The sequence below is a fragment of the Rheinheimera sp. genome (assembly GCF_965283995.1).
Lineage (GTDB): Bacteria > Pseudomonadota > Gammaproteobacteria > Enterobacterales > Alteromonadaceae > Pararheinheimera.
The window spans coordinates 2,279,350-2,295,760 of sequence record NZ_CBDIQG010000001.1; the positions used below are offsets into that span (position 1 = coordinate 2,279,350).

Sequence of the window (16,411 nt, forward strand, 5' to 3'; positions counted from 1 at the left end):
AATTTATATAGTGTATGCAAATTTAAAGAAGGCAGCAGCTGATGACCCGACCACAACCACATCAAGACCCACCGAATGAGTCGTCACTACAGGGGGGGGCGCTGCCTGCTGGTTGGAGCGGCTCGCACTGGGTGGCAGGTTTTGTCGCTGTGCTGGTTGGCTTTGCCAGTTCGGTGGCGATTGTGTTTCAGGCCGCGGCCGCTGCGGGTGCAAATGCGGCACAAATCGCCAGCTGGATTGGCATCCTTGGTTTTGCTATGGGTGTGACCTGCATCGGCTTCTCCTGGTACTTTAAAGCGCCGGTTTTAACGGCGTGGTCGACACCAGGTGCCGCTTTGCTGGCGACCAGTCTGACCGGCTACAGCCTGGCGGAGGCCGTCGGTGTGTTTATGTTCAGTGCGTTACTGACGTTGTTATTGGGCCTGTCCGGCTGGTTTGATCGCGTGACCAGAGCGTTACCGCTTCCCCTTGCTGCCGCCATGCTCGCCGGCATTTTGCTGCAGTTTGGCCTGGGTATTTTTCGGCATTTACCGCAAGCGCCGCTGCTGGTGATCGGCAGCGTGGTGCTGTTTGTGTTAAGCCGGCGCTTTTGGCCACGTTACAGCATTCCGCTGGTGTTGCTGGCTGGCGTGGTGTTCACCTTGTTGCGCGGCGAGTGGTCGGTGCAACAGCTTGAACCTGCATTGGTGCAGCTGGAGTGGGTGTGGCCGGCGTGGAACTGGCAGGCACTGCTGGGTGTCGGCTTGCCGCTATTTCTGGTCACGATGTCGTCGCAAAACGTGCCAGGCCTTGCGGTACTGCGCAGTCAGGGCTATCAGACGCCGGTGTCGCCAATCTTAACGGCGACCGGCTTATTGACGCTGGTTACCGCGCCGTTTGGCAATTTTTCTATCAATCTGGCCGCGATCACTGCCGCTATTTGTAGTGGGCCGGAAGCGCATCCGGATCCAGCTTCACGCTATCGCGCCGGGATTGCCGCCGGCATTTTTTATCTGCTGACCGGTTTGGCCGGGTCGACTATTGTTGCCTTGTTTTTAGCCTTTCCGCCGGCACTGGTGGCGGTAGTGGCCGGGCTGGCATTGCTGGTTACTATTGCCTCAAATTTATCTGTCGTCAGCAACGACGGACCTTATCGGGAGGCGGCAATGTTGACGTTTTTACTGACTGCGTCGGGTGTCAGCTTCTTTGGCATCGCATCGGCATTCTGGGGGCTGGTGCTTGGGGTGTTGGTGTTAGTGTTGCAACGGTGGCGGGTGCGATGAATAAAGCCGAATTGTATCTGCAGATCCGTGATGATATCCGCCGCCGGATTTGGCCGCAGGGCCGACCGCTGAAACAGCAAACCCTTGCAGACTACTATCAGACCAGCCGCATTCCGGTGCGTGACGCGCTGGCCCGTCTTACGGCTGAAGGCTGGTTGGTCAGTGCCGGCAAAGCCAGCCTGATGGTCCCGCCACTGTCAGCAGCGGAAGCACAGGAGCTGTGTCTGATCCGTCAGCAACTGGAGCCGCTGGCACTGCGTCTGGCGATCCCGCAACTGAATTTTGCTATTCTGGGGGCGGCAGAAGATTGTCTGCGCGCGGCAGCGCAGGCGGGAACCGATCCTTTGCGCCATGGCGAGCTGAACTGGCAGTTTCATCAGTTACTGTATCAGCCCTGTGCAATGCCGACGTTATTGCAGTTGCTGCAGCAGCTGCATTTGAAAGTGGAAATGTATCTGGGTTTTCAGCAGGTTAGTCTGGGCTATGCTGCACAAAGTGCTGCCGAGCATCAACAACTGCTGCAGTTGTTACGGGACAACCAGCCGGAGCAGGCCGTGGCATTATTGCAACGGCATATTGCCGACGCTGCGACGACGTTACAACAACATCTGGCACTGGTATGAATCAGGAGCAAACGATGATTGATCCACAAGTGAATGCTTCGATATGCCCGCGCTGCGGCCGGCCGAATCAGTGTGCGGTGGTCAGCGGCGCCACGGATTGTTGGTGCCGGCAGCTGCCGCTATTGCCGCTGGCAATAAACAAAACCGCAGCGGAAGCTGCGGTCTGTTATTGTCCGGCGTGCCTGACCGAATTAACGGCGGCGGGCGACAGCCAGCAAAGCGCCGAGGCCCAGCAGTACAAAGCCAAAGGCTCCGCCTGAGCTGCCACTGTTCGTTTGTTGCTGCAGAATGGCGGTGTTGGCTTTGGGATTCAGGCTGCTTGCGCTGTTCACTTCGCTGTTCACCACGCTGATGCTTTCAATCAACACTAGGTTGTCCTGCGTCACTGCACGTTGGGCTGTGGCATCAGCACTGGTGTAATTGCGCAGTGGCACCCCGTTAAAACTGGCATTGAGTTTGTTTGGTAACGCGGCGATCGCATCGACTATTTCCATGCCGTTGCCGGTGATTTGGCCAAACACAGTAAAACCAGCGTTTTGCAGATCCAGTTGCGGGTTGCCGCCGCTGTTGTCGGCCAGATTGATAAACCACTGATTGGTTGCACTGTTTGGATCGCCGGCAACTTTGGCCATGGCGATTGTGGCGCGAACGTTTGACCATTTTGGTTCGTTGCGCACCGGTGCTTGTTGGGCAACAGCGCTAAAAGGCGACGCATTGTTACCGCTGTATTTAAAACCGCCACCCTGGATCACAAAACCGGGTTCGCTGCGGTGGATAAAAGTACCGTTGTAGCTACCGGCTTTGACGTAACTGAGGAAGTTCGTCACAGTGGCCGGCGTCGTCTGGTCAAACAAATTTACTTCAAAATTACCCAGGCTGGTTTTCACCAAAACTACAGTCGCAAGCGCAGGCTGGGCAATACACATAGAAGTTAATAACGCGGCGAGCGGCAGCGGGCGCAGGATCTTTGACATCAGGGGTTCTCTCCATCAAGAAATGACCATCAGCTTAACTGACGGCCGATTGCCACCGCGAGCAGCATTACATTTAGTGACGAATTGACTACAGAATGCTGTAATCCGCACCAAAGCGGTGATTCAGGCAGCCAGCTATTTTGCCGGCTGTGTGCTTAGTTGTTGCCAGTTGTCCAGATAATGACGGGCGTTCGGATGTTCGCGTGCCTGTTCAAAATACTGGTGGGCTTTATTCAGGTTGCGGCTGACGACTTTCCCTTCAAAATACAGCAGGCCCAGATAATAACTGGCGCTGATGCTGCCTTTGCCGGCGGCTTGTTGCAGCAGATCGACGGCTTTGGCCGGGTCCGCTTTGGTGCCTTTACCAAACAGATAGAGTAATGCCAACCGGTTGAGCGCCGGCGCATAGCCTTGTTCAGCGCCAAAGCTATAAAAACGCACAGCACCGGCCGGATCTGCAGGAATACCTTCACCATCATCCAACATCACGCCGGCATGGAAAGCGCAAGCCGCCACACCCTGACGGGTACATAGAAAAAACCAGCGACTGGCTTGCTGCGGATCGGCCGCAACCTGATCGCCATCGCGGTACATATTGCCGAGTTTCAGCATCGCGCGGCCAAAGTAGCGCTCCGCAGCCTGCCGGTAATAATCCGCTGCAGTGCGGCCCGGTTCGCTGAACCATTGGCGTTCCAGGCCATACCCATACAAATAAAATGCTTCCGGATGAAATGACAGCATCGCCTGACGTAACAATTGCTGTGCCTGTTGGCGCTGCTCTGCGGATAAATCAGCCTGTTGCATCAGATCAGACACATACAGGTATGCAGCGGTGGTACTGCCTTGTTCTGCCAGTTGTTTCAGTTGTGCTGTTGCTGTCGCGGGTGGCAATTGCTGATGTTCAAGCTGGGCCAGCAGAGCAAAACTGGCCGCATCCGGGTGGCCTGCTTTGGCGGCAAGCTGCAATTGCGTGATCGCGGCGGCAGCGTTGCGTTTGACCAGTTTGCCTTGCAGCAGGTAACGGGCTAACTGCACTTCGGCATGGCCAGGTCCGGATTTTTCGTTGATATAGGCGACCAGTTCCTGGCTGGCTTGCTGGTGTTTACCGCCGGTCAGTTGCTGCTGGTGCAGTAAATTCAACAGCTGCAGTGCCGGGATATAATCCTGATCGGCTGCATCCGTCAGCCAGCCCAGGCATTGTCCTTTGCTAGTTTGCAAGGTGATGCCGGGCAATAAACTCAGCTCTGCCAGCGACACTCTGGCTTGCAGAGAGCCTTGCCCAATCGCAGTTAATAAATAACGTTCGGCCTCGGCATATTTGCCTTCTTCTGCCAGCACGCTGGCCAGTGCGACCATCATCGCCGGATTGCTTTTGGCCCCTTCAGGCAATAATTCTTTGCGCCAGCCATCCACCAACCCGACAAAAGGAAAAGGCAAGCCGTCAATGGCGTGCAGGTAACGCTGGTTTTCAAAAAATACGACTTTGAGCTGATTATCGGCAGGGTCATAGGCATGCACTTCGTAATGCATGCTGTTGCCGGAAGCGCCGAGCACGGCATGATAATCCTGCATTTGCATGCCAAGCAGGCCGAGTAATTCGTGTGCGTCGGCAAAAGTACTGATCCGCCAGGCGGAGAAACTGGCTTTGCCATTGCCACTGCGCAGGATGCCATCGCGCAGGTAACTCTGGTAAGCCAGAAATTTGCGCTGTTGCTCCGGTTGTTGATGTTCTTGATAACAGTTTAATGCCAGCCGGTAAAAGGCCAGATTCAGCAGATTTTGCCGTTGCCATTCCAGCCAGGGCAAAGTCAGGCATTGGCTGATGTCGGTGCGCATCAACTGGTCCTGCATCTGGCGCCAGCTTTGGGCGCTGAGGTGCACTTGTTTGCTGGCTAAAAAACTCAGATATAAATCTTCATAGGGGGGGAGCGCGCTGGCAGCAGGCAGTGTTTCGGCGGTGCGGACCCACAACTGACCGGCTGGCGGTACTGCGATCTTCGCGGCGGTAGGCGTTTGCTGGCAGCCACTGAGCAACCAGCACAAACAAAACAGGGTGGCAGTCGCATGCCAGCGCAATAGTTTCAACGGGGGCAGGCTCAGTCTTGCTCAATCCAGGGGGTTTGCGGCAGCAGGTCCAAATGTGCTTCGTAACGTGGCAGATTAAATTCCTGCTGTTGTTCAACGACGGCAAACATTTCCGGTGCTAAGGCGCAGGCGATTAATTCTAATGCATCTTCCCGGCTATGACCGGTCATACAGAGGCGCATCAGTGTTGCTTTTACTTTCAACGGGTAACCATCTGCCAGTTGATTTTCAATGACTTCGAATAACAGTTGCTGATCGAGTTGATCGCCGTTGTCCTGACTCATGTCCGGCTGTCTCCATGCTGCGCGATAAAGGCTGCAGCATGCCAGATTTGGCCTGCGCTGCCCAGCGGATCTTTAAGGGCGCCGGGGAAATTTGTTGGCGATCTAGAAACAAAATGATGGATGCAGGGCTGGTTGGTTCCGCGACATATTGTTCAAATGGAAATCAATTACTTAAAACTTGGGCTGATTTTCGCGCTTGCGGCGCAGAATGCTGATCTGTATGTTGGTGGCCAATGTAAAGATCAGTGCAAAGACACTGACACGATGATCGGCAAACATCACCCACAACACCTTCAAGTCAGTATTATCGATAGATAAAGAGAGTACAGCAGATGAGTTACGTCGATTTAGCGCTGGCGTTTTTGCCGCAGCTAGCCCTGATTATTGTGGCCGCACAGGTATTTGGTTATTTGGCCAAGTTTATCGGTCAGCCGAAAGTGGTTGGCGAAATGATCGCCGGTGTGGTGTTAGGCCCGTCATTATTTGGTCTGTTCTGGCCAGATCTGCAAAAAAGCATTTTTATTCCCGAGACCATGTCCATTCTGTATTTCGGCGCGCAGCTCGGCGTCGGTTTGTACATGTTTCTGGTGGGACTGGAATTTAATACGCAGTTGTTTCGGAAAAATGCCCGCAGTGCGATAGGCGTCAGTCTCGCGGGTATGTTAGTGCCCTTTGGTGTCGGCGCGCTGCTGTGTCTGTGGCTGCTGGAAGAACCGGGTTTGTTTGCTGCCAATATCTCCTATGCCAACGCTGCCTTGTTTATGGGCGCTGCGATAGCAATCACCGCGTTCCCGATGTTGGCGCGGATTATTTATGAACGCGGTCTTGCCGGCACTGCTCTGGGCACTCTGGCACTGGCTGCCGGCGCTATTGATGATGCGGCGGCCTGGGTTGTGATGGCTGTTGTGCTGGCCAGCTTTGGCGGGGGCAGTCTGCTGGCAATTAAAGCGGCGGTCGGCGGTGTGCTCTATGCCAGTCTGATGCTGACTAAAGTGCGGGGCTGGCTGCAGCCGTTGGCGGATAAAGTTGAGCACACCGGTGTGCTGACAGCTGCACAGTTATTGTTAGTGCTGGTGCTGTTTTCGATTTCGGCCTATGCGATGGAATGGGTTGGTTTGCATGCGGTATTTGGTGGTTTCCTGCTCGGTATCGCCATGCCTCGTGGCAAGCTGACTGAACTCGTCACCGCGCGGCTGCAAAAAGTGACAGTGTTTGTGTTACTGCCAATGTTCTTCACCTATTCAGGGCTGAAAACGCAGCTGAATGTGCTGGCATCGGCTGATGTGATGATGATCGCGTTAACTATTCTGGCGGCATCTATTTTTGCCAAAGGCGTGGCCTGCTGGGCGGCTGCCCGCATTGGTGGTGCGGATAACCGCACTGCGATGGCGGTTGGTGCGCTGATGAATGCCCGTGGCCTGATGGAGCTCATCATCATCAACATTGCACTCAAGTATGGTGTGATCGAACAAGGCTTGTTCTCCATTATGGTGCTGATGGCGATTGTCACCACGTTGATGGCCTCGCCGCTGTTCCATTTAGTGTATGGCCGGCATATGGCCAAACCGGATAACAAACCGCCGGTACCGCCTTTAAATGCGGCGCTGAAGACTGAGTAACGGCAATCGCACTCATCAAATAACAAAAAGCCGGCGTTTTCGCCGGCTTTTTCAGTTGTGCTTTGTTCAGAGCGACAGCGCTTTTTCGCCCCGCGAGATGCCAGATACGCCGGTGCGAACCACTTCCAGAATCTGTGTGTTGCACATCGCTTCAATAAAGGCTTCCAGTTTGTCCGACGTGCCGACCACCTGAATGGTGTAGGTGGTTGGCGAGACGTCGATGATTTGGCCGCGGAAGATATCAGCGCAGCGCTTCACTTCTTCGCGTTGATCGCCGCTGGCTTTAACTTTCACCATCATCAGTTCACGTTCGATATGCGCGCTTTCGCTCAAATCGACCAGTTTGACCACTTCAATCAGCTTGTGCAGCTGTTTGGTGATTTGTTCGATGACCTGATCATCACCCCGCGTCACCAGCGTCAGCCGTGACATGGTCGGGTCTTCCGTTGCCGCGACCGTCAGCGAGTCAATGTTGTAACCGCGCTGGGCAAACAAACCCACCACACGGGCTAAGGCGCCGGATTCGTTTTCCAGCAATACCGCAATAATATGGCGCATGTTAAGTCCGCTCCGTTTTGCTCAGGAACATGTCATTCATGGCACCACCTGGTACCTGCATCGGGTAAACGTGTTCTTTTGGATCGACATGGATGTCGAGGAACACCAGTTTATCTTTCAGCGCGAATGCTTTTTCCAGCGCGGGTTCCAGCTCTTCCGGGCTGGTCACGCGGATGCCGACATGGCCATAAGCTTCAGCCAGTTTGACGAAGTCGGGCAGTGAATCCATGTAAGAACTGGAGTAGCGCGAGTCATAGTTCATGTCCTGCCACTGCTTCACCATACCGAGGTAGCCATTGTTCAGATTGATGATTTTGACGCCAAGACCATATTGTTTACAGGTCGACAGCTCCTGAATATTCATCTGAATAGAGCCTTCGCCGGTGACACAGACCACTTCAGCTTCCGGGTAATGCAGCTTGACGCCCATCGCGGCCGGCAGACCAAAACCCATGGTGCCGAGGCCACCAGAGTTGATCCAGCGGTTTGGTTTGTCGAATTTGTAGTATTGTGCCGCAAACATCTGGTGCTGGCCGACGTCCGAGGTGACATAGGCATCGCCTTTGGTGTGACGCCAGACCGCTTCGATCACAGCCTGTGGTTTCAGCAGGTCAGTGCGATGTTCAAACCGGCCGCCATGCACTTCACGCCATTGCCCGATTTGCTGCCACCACTGGCCAAGCGCGGCCTGATCCAGCGTATTGCCGTGTTTTTCCAGCTGATGCAGCATTTCCTGCAGCACCGGCTTCACCAGACCGACGATCGGGACATGCGCCATGATGGTTTTGGAAATACTGGCCGGATCGATATCGATATGGATGATCGTTGCGTTCGGGCAGAATTTTTTCGTTGCGTTGGTGACCCGGTCATCAAAACGGGCGCCGACAGCAAAAATGACGTCAGCATTGTGCATGACCTGGTTGGCTTCATAAGTGCCATGCATCCCGAGCATGCCGATAAACTGCGGGTCTGTTGCAGGGTAGGCACCCAGTCCCATCAGTGTATTGGTGACCGGCAGATTGAGTTTCTGCGCCAGTTCGGTTAATTCAGCCGAAGCCTGGCCTAAAATCACGCCGCCACCAGCGTACAGCACCGGTTTTTTCGCCGCTAATAAGGTTTGCAGCGCTTTTTTGATTTGGCCCGGATGGCCTTTGGCATTCGGGTTGTACGAGCGTAGTTTGATATCTTTTGGATATTCGTATGGGAACTTTTGGTTCGGCATCGTCATATCTTTTGGAATATCCAGCACCACAGGACCTGGACGGCCACTTTGGGCAATATAAAAGGCTTTTTTCACCAGCGCCGGAATATCGGCCGGGTTTCGCACGGACATATTGTGTTTGACGATAGGACGCGAGATGCCAAGCATATCGGTTTCCTGGAAAGCATCGTCGCCGATCAGGTGGCTCATCACCTGACCGCAGATCACCACCATCGGAATAGAATCCATATAAGCGGTGGCAATACCGGTGACGGCATTCGTGGCGCCTGGGCCTGAGGTGACGAGCACCACGCCGGCTTTTCCGCTGGCACGGGCATAGGCATCCGCCATGTGGGTGGCGGCTTGCTCATGACGGACCAGCACATGTTTTACCTCGGTTTGCTGAAACAGCGCATCGTAGATATGTAACACGGCACCGCCGGGGTAACCATAAACGAATTCGACTCCTTCATCACGAAGGGCCCGAATCAGCATGGCGCCGCCAGACAGCAGTTCTGGTTGGTGTTGTTGGCTCATTTTTACTCAGGTCTCATAGTTTGCGTAGGCAAAGGTTTCCCGTGCAGCCAAAATGGCATGCCGGGGTGGTTCTTGTCTGTGGACAAGTAATTCTGCTTACGTGGGGAATTCACAGCGGTAAGGCGGTGAAAAAAATCAAACTACGGCCTTTATCGTTGGTCACGCCTCAGCTGCACTGGGCAGTCTGGGCGGCTTTATGGGCAGGCTCGCTGGTTGGTACTTTACGGGATCTGGTCCGGCCTTGCCAGCTCTTTTTTGCCAGAGTCTCTGCTGATTATACGGTGCAATCTGTGGCAGAAAGTCAGGGCAATCCCTTGCAAATCAAGGGGCGCAGCCACATAGTAAGCAGAGTTTCATAGTTACAGAGATTTTATCCGTGTTGAGTAATCAGATTGACGTCAGTTTTGATAATGTCCGTGAACTGCTGGAGCTGTCGCAGCAGAAGCTGGTGATTTTCGACTTTTGGGTTGAGCAGCACGAGCCTTGTCAGCAGATTTTGATAGTGCTGGAAAAAATCGCTGGCGATTATCCGCAGCATTTGGTGCTGGCCAAAGTGAATTGTGACGCTGAGCAGCAACTGGCGATGCAGTTTGGCGTGCGGTCATTACCAACGGTGTTGTTTATCCGCAATGGCCAGCCGGTCGATGGCTTTGCTGGCGTTGAAACTGAAGGGCAGATCCGCAGTCGTTTAGAGCCGTATTTACCCAAACCGGAAGATTTATTGCTGCAACAGGCACAGCCGCTGTTAGAAACACAACAATGGCAGCAAGCCTATCCACTGCTGAAGCAGGCTTTGCAACTGGCGCCGGCACGGGTCGATGCGCGGCTGCAGCTGGCGTATTGCGCCGCATCGCTTGGCCAGACTGCGCAAGCGGAAGAGTTGATTTCTACCGTGCTGCTGGCCGATCAGGATGCTCTGTATCATCAGGTCAAAGCGTTGATCGAACTGGCGCAGCAAGCGGCCGAAAGCCCGGAGATCCGAGCATTGGAACAACAGCTGGCGGCTGATCCGGCCAACTTGCAACTGAAGCAACAACTGGCGGTGCAATATCAGCAAGTGCAGCGCTTTGCCGACGCTTTAGCGTTATTATTCAGCATTCTGCAGCAGGATCTGAACTTTGGTGACAGTAAGAAGCTAATGTTAGATATGTTGGCTGTGTTACCCAAAGGCGACGCACTGGCAGGTGAATACCGGCGCAAGCTGTATAGTTTGTTGTATTAATCGGCCGCTGTCGCAGCGGCGCTCTCATATCCGTCTGACGGCGGGTAAAATCACAAGGAAATTCAATGCGCTTGCAGACATTTTACTGCGCGGTGTTGTCAGTGCTTTTGCTGCTTTGCAGTGCCCAGGGCAGGGCCGATTCAGCAGAGCAACTGTTTGCCCGGTTTGAACCATCACTATTGCAGGTTCGGGTGCTGGAGCGGGCCTCTGGTGCGAAAGCGGCAATTGGGACCGGCTTTGTATTGGCAGATCCGGCTTTAGTTGTCACCAATTATCATGTGGTGTCGGAAGCGGTGTTAGCGCCGGAAAAATTCGAGCTGGAGTATCTGAACTCTTCGCAGCAAAAGGGCGCCTTACAGGTGCTGGCGGTTGATGTGATTAACGACCTGGCACTAGTCAGCACCGATTACCGTGCTCCGCATCCGTTTCAAATCCAACCACAAAAGCCGGTGCAGGGTGCGACCATTTATTCGCTGGGCAATCCGCATGATTTGGGCATGATTTTGGTGCCAGGTACATACAACGGCCTGCAGAAATACAGTTTTTATCCACGCATCCATTTTACCGGTGCGGTAAATTCCGGCATGAGTGGCGGGCCGGCGGTAGATGCCAACGGCCAGGTTGTCGGCGTCAATGTGGCGTCGGCCGGTAATCAACTGGGTTTCCTGGTTCCGGCCGAAGCATTGCAACGGCTGCTGGCTCGTTTTCAGCAAGAAGGCCAAAGCAGAGATTTGCGTGCTGATATCGAACGACAACTATTGGCTAGCCAACAATCGATGTTCAGCCAAATCCTGAATGCCGATTGGAAGCTCAAAGATTTTGGCATCGGTAAAGTTCCGGACGAAGTGGTACCTTTTGTCCGTTGTTGGGGAGAGTCCAACATCGAAAAAGACAAAGAGGTGTTGAAGAAGGTCACGGCTTTCTGTAGCCAAAGTGAGGAAATTTTCCTGTCGCAGCATTTCACCTCAGGTCGCGTCGAAATGCAGTTTGAATGGCTGGAAGGCAAGGATTTACATCCGCTGCAGTTTTTCTCGTTGTATGAACAGAATATTTCCCGCGCCAACGCTGACAATCAGGCGTTAAAAGAAGATGTGACGGCATTTGAATGCCAACATCAGGTGGTGCAGCAACCTGGCGGGCAACACGCCAAAACTATCTATTGTGTGCGCGCATACCGTGCCTATGCCGGTCTGTATGACGTGTTATATCTGGCTGCATCGTTAGATCATCAACAACAGGGATTGATCAGTCATTACACGCTGTCCGGCGTTAGTCAGGACACTGCCCGTGCTTTTAGTCAGAAATTCAGCGGAGCTGTGTCATGGCAGTAATTATTGAAGTACTGAATAAACAGCACAAAGTGATTGAACGGCATCGGTTTGGCCAACCGCGTATAGCGCTGGGCCGGGCCTTTAACAACGACTTAGTGTTATACGACAAACACGTTAGTCCGCATCATGCTGAGCTGGTCTTGTCGGAAGAAGGCCGCTGGCAGCTGGTGGATCTGGCGTCGCTGAACGGGAGTTTTGTTGAACCCGCGGTGCCGGTGGCGCAAGCGACCGAGTTACAAAGCGGCCAGTTGTGCTGGCTGGGTGAGCAGGCGCTCAGAATTTATGATGAACATCACCCGGTGCCGCCGGCGTTGCCATACAACGGCCTGGAACAACGCCTTCAGCAGTTTGGTCATCCGGCATTAATTGTGTTACTGGCGTTATTTTTATTGGCGCAGGAATTGTTCAGTGTCTGGCTGAATGTGCCGGAACTGGGGCAAAGTCGCTGGTCGCGGAACTTATTGAATCTGCCACTGCTGATGCTGGGGCTGGCGTTGTGGCCCGCTTTACTGGCGATTTGGGCGAAGATTAACCAGCACGAAGCGCGCTTTTTGCCACAGCTGGGACTGACTTTTGCGGTCGTGGTGATGATGGAATGCTGGCAAGCGTTAATGACGGTGCTGAACTTCAGTCTGGATGGCGCTACGGCGGTGGTGTGGCTTCGTGATATCGGCCAGACCTCGTTGGTGATCATGTTGTTGACAGCCAACTTCTATCTGGCGTTGCAAATTTCGGCGCTAAAGAAAATCGCTCTGGCGACCAGCCTCGGTTTGTTGCTGAGTTTGCAGGGAGTTGCCGTGTCGCTGCTGTTTGAAAATCAGAACAATCTGCAGCCTCGGTTCGATAACAGCCTGATGCCGCTGACGTTTTATTTGAATAAACCGGTCAGCAGTGCCGAGTTTTCGAAAGACAGTGCCGAGTTATTCCGGCTGACTGACGAAGCCCGGCAGGAACCTGCAGCGCAATAAAACGGCGCGGCTGCGCTCAGTGATCTGGCAGCTTCAGCGTTGCTGACGTTGCCAGATTTGGCGGATTTGTTCCGACAGAGTCATAGGGTCAAAAGGTTTGACTACCACATCACTGGCGCCGAGCGCTTTGTAGGATTCGATTTCGCTGGATTGTACTTTGGCAGTCATAAACACGACTGGTACCTGACTTAAATCGAATTGTTGCTGTAGTTGTTTTAATGTACTGGGGCCATCCATCCCCGGCATCATCACGTCCAGCAGGATCAACTGTGGCAAAAATACCGGATATTGCTCCAGCGCCTGCATACCGCCACTGCAGGTACAGACTTCAAAATGGCCGACGGCTTCCAGTGCCACCCGGGCCACCATCTGGATCGAGGGATCATCTTCCACATGCATGATTTTTTTCAGTTCTGTCATCATTTTCCCTTTTATCAGGCTGGTCTTTTCAGTCTGTCACAAGGTTGGGGCCAATGCCAGTCTGTGATGCAATCACTGGAGTCCTGCTGATGTTTACCGGCTGGTGGCTGAAGCTGGATCAAGTACTGAGTCAGCAGCGTGATTTTTGGCAGCTGCAGCCCATGCTGGCGGACTGGCCGGCAGCGTTTCCTGATGAACTCGTGGCGTTGCTGGAGCAGTTTACGCTGGCGGATTGTGTCGCGATCGACGCCAGCCCAAGCTTGCAGCGTCAGCATTTTGCCGGATTTTTCCCGGCGTTATTTGCGGCATTACCCGAGTTGCCGCGCGAACCGGACGCTAACCTGCCGCTGCCATTCTGGCTCAGTACTGATATTGGCGGCCGCAAATGGCAGCAAATCACCCAGCTTGCTGCCAGTGTCGGGCAGATGAAACGGCCGGTGCTGGAATGGTGCGCCGGTAAGGGCCATTTGGGTAAAGTCATCAGTTATGCCTTCGAGGCTCCGGTCGTGAGCCTGGAATGGCAGCAAAGTCTGTGTGATGCCGGGCAGCAAAAAGCGCAACAGCTGGGTTTGCAGCAGCGGTTTGTGCATATCGACGTCTTGCAGCAACCGGTTGCACCTTATCTGCAGCCAGCGCAACAAGTGGTGGCGTTACACGCCTGTGGCGAGTTGCATCGGGTGGCGGCGCGGGAAGCGGTGCGGGCCGGTTGCGCCGCATTGGCGTTGGTGCCATGTTGTTACCATTTGCAGCAGGCCGCGCACTACCAGCCGTTGTCAGTGCAGGCGCAGCAAAGTGACCTCTTCCTGAGCAAGGCAGATTTACGTCTGGCGGTGCAACAAAGTTGTACCGGTGGGGAGCGCGTCGCTCGTTTGTCGCAGACAGAAATGCTCTGGCGCCAGCTCTGGTGGCAGTGGCGACGGCAGCTTGGTCTTGATTATCAACCGCTACGTTCCGTTGGAAAACATTGGTTCAGCGGCAAGCTTAATGATTTTCTGCTCTTTGCCGGCGCGGAGCATCAACTGGAGCTACCGCCAACCGCGCTGTTGCCTGAATTGGTGCAAAGGGCAGAGCGGGCGCTGCTACAACAGCGCCGGCTGGAACTGGTGCAACATCTGTTTCGCCGGCCATTGGAGCTGTGGCTGGTGCTCGATGTCGCCATGTATTTGCAGGCGCAGGGTTATCAGGTCAGCCTGTCTGAGCTCTGTGCGCCTGAGCTGACGCCACGCAATCTGCTGCTGCAGGCGGTCAACATGGCGGAATGCCGCCAAGGTTAAAGTGAAGAGGCGCAGTCGATCCGAGGTTTTAACGCATTGTCGGTCGCGGCCAGGCAGGCTGCGATGCGCTGATCTTTTTGCAACCAACGCTGATTCAGCCACAGCTGAAATTGCTGACGAAATACCTCGTCCTGAAAATAATCACCAATGATTTGGCTGTTCACAGGCCCGGCAATCGGTAACGTCTCGACATGGATCACCACGCGTTTCAACCGGCCAAGTAACATCGCCACCAACACGTGGCGCGGATTATCCGGATAAATCAGCGTGACATCGAGCACGGCATCAAATAACGGTCCCATGCTGGCCAGCGTAAAGGCAATGCCACCCGCTTTGGCCGGCAGTAAAAACCGGAATGGGCTGTTTTTCAGCCGCTGTTTCGCGACAGTAAAGCGGGTGCCTTCGACAAAATTGATGATAGTGGTCGGCTGCTGGCGGAATTTTTCACAAGACTGGCGGGTGGTTTCGATGTCTTTACCCTGTAGCGCCGGATTGTTGCGGATCTGGGCTTGACTGTAGCGTTTCATAAACGGCATATCTAGCGCCCAGGACGCTGATCCGATAAATGGTACCCACTTCAGTTCTTCTTTTAAAAAGAATTTCGGTTCCGGCATACGGTCCAGAGCGAACTGACTGAGCACCGGAATATCCAGCCAGCTTTTGTGATTGGAGATCAGCAAGTACCAGCGCTGTGGCGACAGCTGCGCTTCACCTTCCAGTTGCCACTCGACTTTATTAAATAACTCAATTAGTTGGCGATTGTGCAGCGACCAGTGGCGGTACGCCCAATGCGCTACTTTAGAGACTTTCAGCCGGGCCGCTGGCATTGGCAGCAGCAGTTTCAACATGCCACAACAAGTGACAATCAAACCCCATATTGTCAGGTTCAGCGTAAACAACGGCAATGACAGCAATAAAATCAGCGGTGCGGGCAAAAAGGATAGCATCAGTACAACTCCTTCTTCAGCGCGGCTAACTGCAGGTCTTTGTCCAGCCACAGCTGATTGACCCATTGCTGAAATTGCTGCCGGTACTGTGGGTCTTCGTAATCGCCAATCAAGCTGGGGTCAATCGGCAGCACCCGCACCCGTACCCGGATGTCGTGCACTTTACCGCTGATGTAATCCCAGAAACTCGGTGAGCCTTTGGGATAATAAATGGTCACGTCCAACAGTTTGTGCAGATGTTCGCCCATGGCGTTCAACACAAAAGAGATGCCGCCGGCTTTGGGTTTTAGCAGGTGCGCAAAGGGCGCTTGTTGTTTGTGATGTTTTTCCGGAGTGAAGCGCGTGCCTTCGAGGAAATTCATCACAGACACCGGTTTATAACGGAATTTCTCACAGGCTTTTCGCGTAGTCGCGACATCTTTGCCTTTTAATTCAGGATGTTTGGCCAGAAAAGCGGCGCTGTAACGTTTCATAAAAGGGAAATCCAGCGCCCACCAACAAATGCCGATCACCGGCACATAAATCAGTTCTTTTTTCAGGAAAAATTTCAGGAACGGAATTTGGCGGTTAAATACTCTTTGCAGCACCAGAATGTCGACCCAGCTCTGGTGGTTGGCCACCACCAGATACCAGTCTTTCAGGCTCAGGGTTTCCAGACCTTTGATATCCCAGCGGATGCGGGTAAAGAGTGCGGTCGTGCAGTTATTGACGGAGATCCAGGCGCTGGCGCAACTGTCGAGCAGCCAGGTCATCCAGGTTTGCCAACGTTGAATAGGTGGCAGTTTTAAAATGGCGAGGCACAAAATAGGGACGGCCCAGAATAAGGTATTGCCGATATACAACAAGAAAGAAACCAAGCCAATCAGTGGTTTGGGCAAGAAATGCAGCATCAGTTCTCTCCATGAGGTGAAATTTCGGTCGGCAATGTCAAAAAAAAGAGCAAGTCTGGCCTGCTCTTATTTTTCCCTTCATCCTTGCAGTTGCGGCGGCGCTGGTTGCGTTCCTCGCACCAGTCACATAGACAGCTATGCTCATGGTGTCTCGTTCACTTGCCGCCTTGCCGCAACGGCATTGATATTGGGTATATACGTCAGCCGGAGCAATTG

General features: G+C 53.8%; 16 protein-coding genes. 8 read left to right on the top strand and 8 right to left on the bottom strand.

The genetic code is table 11. From position 1 onward, the window contains the following. The first annotated feature begins 41 nt into the window (after positions 1-41). Genes ACQ66Q_RS10370 through ACQ66Q_RS10380 form a run of 3 tightly spaced genes read left to right on the top strand, consistent with a single transcriptional unit; the run spans position 42 to position 2,145 of the window. A complete protein-coding gene (locus ACQ66Q_RS10370; RefSeq protein ID WP_430456723.1) occupies positions 42-1,262 on the top strand; it encodes a benzoate/H(+) symporter BenE family transporter in 1,221 nt (406 codons plus the stop codon). Further along, positions 1,259-1,885, top strand: a complete 627-nt coding sequence (locus ACQ66Q_RS10375) for a GntR family transcriptional regulator (RefSeq protein WP_430456724.1) — start codon at positions 1,259-1,261, stop codon at positions 1,883-1,885. Before ACQ66Q_RS10370 ends, ACQ66Q_RS10375 begins: the two co-directional genes overlap by 4 nt. Positions 1,886-1,899: 14 nt before the next feature. Beyond that, the gene (locus tag ACQ66Q_RS10380; RefSeq protein ID WP_430456725.1) at positions 1,900-2,145 is read left to right on the top strand and encodes a cysteine-rich CWC family protein; all 246 of its coding nucleotides are present in this window, start codon (positions 1,900-1,902) and stop codon (positions 2,143-2,145) included. On the opposite strand, the gene ACQ66Q_RS10385 is transcribed toward ACQ66Q_RS10380, so the two are convergent. The 3 genes from ACQ66Q_RS10385 to ACQ66Q_RS10395 form a co-directional block, all read right to left on the bottom strand. Beyond that, complete coding sequence (locus ACQ66Q_RS10385; RefSeq protein WP_430456726.1) at positions 2,077-2,859, bottom strand: peptidylprolyl isomerase; 783 nt, start codon at positions 2,857-2,859, stop codon at positions 2,077-2,079. The genes ACQ66Q_RS10380 and ACQ66Q_RS10385 overlap by 69 nt on opposite strands. Before the next feature lie 135 nt (positions 2,860-2,994). Next, positions 2,995-4,944: a hypothetical protein gene (locus ACQ66Q_RS10390; protein WP_430456727.1), complete on the bottom strand. Its 1,950-nt coding sequence runs from the start codon at positions 4,942-4,944 to the stop codon at positions 2,995-2,997. 11 nt (positions 4,945-4,955) lie between these two features. Continuing rightward, positions 4,956-5,228 (bottom strand): hypothetical protein, encoded by a 273-nt coding sequence (locus ACQ66Q_RS10395; protein WP_430456728.1) that lies wholly within the window; start codon positions 5,226-5,228, stop codon positions 4,956-4,958. 332 nt (positions 5,229-5,560) lie between these two features. Here ACQ66Q_RS10395 and ACQ66Q_RS10400 point away from each other — a divergent pair, with 332 nt between their 5' ends. Continuing rightward, positions 5,561-6,847, top strand: coding sequence for a cation:proton antiporter (locus ACQ66Q_RS10400; protein ID WP_430456729.1), 1,287 nt, complete (start codon positions 5,561-5,563; stop codon positions 6,845-6,847). Positions 6,848-6,913: 66 nt separating this feature from the next. On the opposite strand, the gene ilvN is transcribed toward ACQ66Q_RS10400, so the two are convergent. Together ilvN and ACQ66Q_RS10410 are read right to left on the bottom strand one after the other, a co-directional pair. Then, a complete protein-coding gene (gene ilvN / locus ACQ66Q_RS10405) occupies positions 6,914-7,405 on the bottom strand; it encodes an acetolactate synthase small subunit (protein WP_377245611.1) in 492 nt (163 codons plus the stop codon). Between the two features lies 1 nt (position 7,406). Next, a complete protein-coding gene (locus ACQ66Q_RS10410; RefSeq protein ID WP_430456730.1) occupies positions 7,407-9,143 on the bottom strand; it encodes an acetolactate synthase 3 large subunit in 1,737 nt (578 codons plus the stop codon). A gap of 376 nt (positions 9,144-9,519) precedes the next feature. Here ACQ66Q_RS10410 and ACQ66Q_RS10415 point away from each other — a divergent pair, with 376 nt between their 5' ends. From ACQ66Q_RS10415 to ACQ66Q_RS10425, 3 genes are all read left to right on the top strand, one after another. After that, positions 9,520-10,365: a tetratricopeptide repeat protein gene (locus ACQ66Q_RS10415; protein ID WP_430456731.1), complete on the top strand. Its 846-nt coding sequence runs from the start codon at positions 9,520-9,522 to the stop codon at positions 10,363-10,365. 65 nt (positions 10,366-10,430) lie between these two features. After that, entirely contained in the window at positions 10,431-11,696 is a 1,266-nt protein-coding gene (locus tag ACQ66Q_RS10420; protein WP_430456732.1) for a S1 family peptidase, read from the top strand. Next, positions 11,687-12,664 (top strand): FHA domain-containing protein, encoded by a 978-nt coding sequence (locus tag ACQ66Q_RS10425; protein WP_430456733.1) that lies wholly within the window; start codon positions 11,687-11,689, stop codon positions 12,662-12,664. Before ACQ66Q_RS10420 ends, ACQ66Q_RS10425 begins: the two co-directional genes overlap by 10 nt. A 33-nt stretch (positions 12,665-12,697) precedes the next feature. Here the strand turns inward: ACQ66Q_RS10425 and ACQ66Q_RS10430 are convergent, their stop codons facing one another. Continuing rightward, positions 12,698-13,084, bottom strand: a complete 387-nt coding sequence (locus ACQ66Q_RS10430) for a response regulator (RefSeq protein WP_430456734.1) — start codon at positions 13,082-13,084, stop codon at positions 12,698-12,700. Between the two features lie 89 nt (positions 13,085-13,173). Here ACQ66Q_RS10430 and ACQ66Q_RS10435 point away from each other — a divergent pair, with 89 nt between their 5' ends. After that, positions 13,174-14,358 (top strand): methyltransferase, encoded by a 1,185-nt coding sequence (locus ACQ66Q_RS10435; protein WP_430456735.1) that lies wholly within the window; start codon positions 13,174-13,176, stop codon positions 14,356-14,358. On the opposite strand, the gene ACQ66Q_RS10440 is transcribed toward ACQ66Q_RS10435, so the two are convergent. Both ACQ66Q_RS10440 and ACQ66Q_RS10445 read right to left on the bottom strand, forming a co-directional pair. Next, on the bottom strand, positions 14,355-15,305 hold the full coding sequence (locus ACQ66Q_RS10440) for an acyltransferase (RefSeq protein ID WP_430456736.1): 951 nt from the start codon (positions 15,303-15,305) through the stop codon (positions 14,355-14,357). The two genes, ACQ66Q_RS10435 and ACQ66Q_RS10440, sit on opposite strands and share 4 nt — an antisense overlap. Beyond that, positions 15,305-16,195, bottom strand: a complete 891-nt coding sequence (locus ACQ66Q_RS10445) for an acyltransferase (protein WP_430456737.1) — start codon at positions 16,193-16,195, stop codon at positions 15,305-15,307. Before ACQ66Q_RS10445 ends, ACQ66Q_RS10440 begins: the two co-directional genes overlap by 1 nt. Between the last annotated feature and the right edge of the window lie 216 nt (positions 16,196-16,411).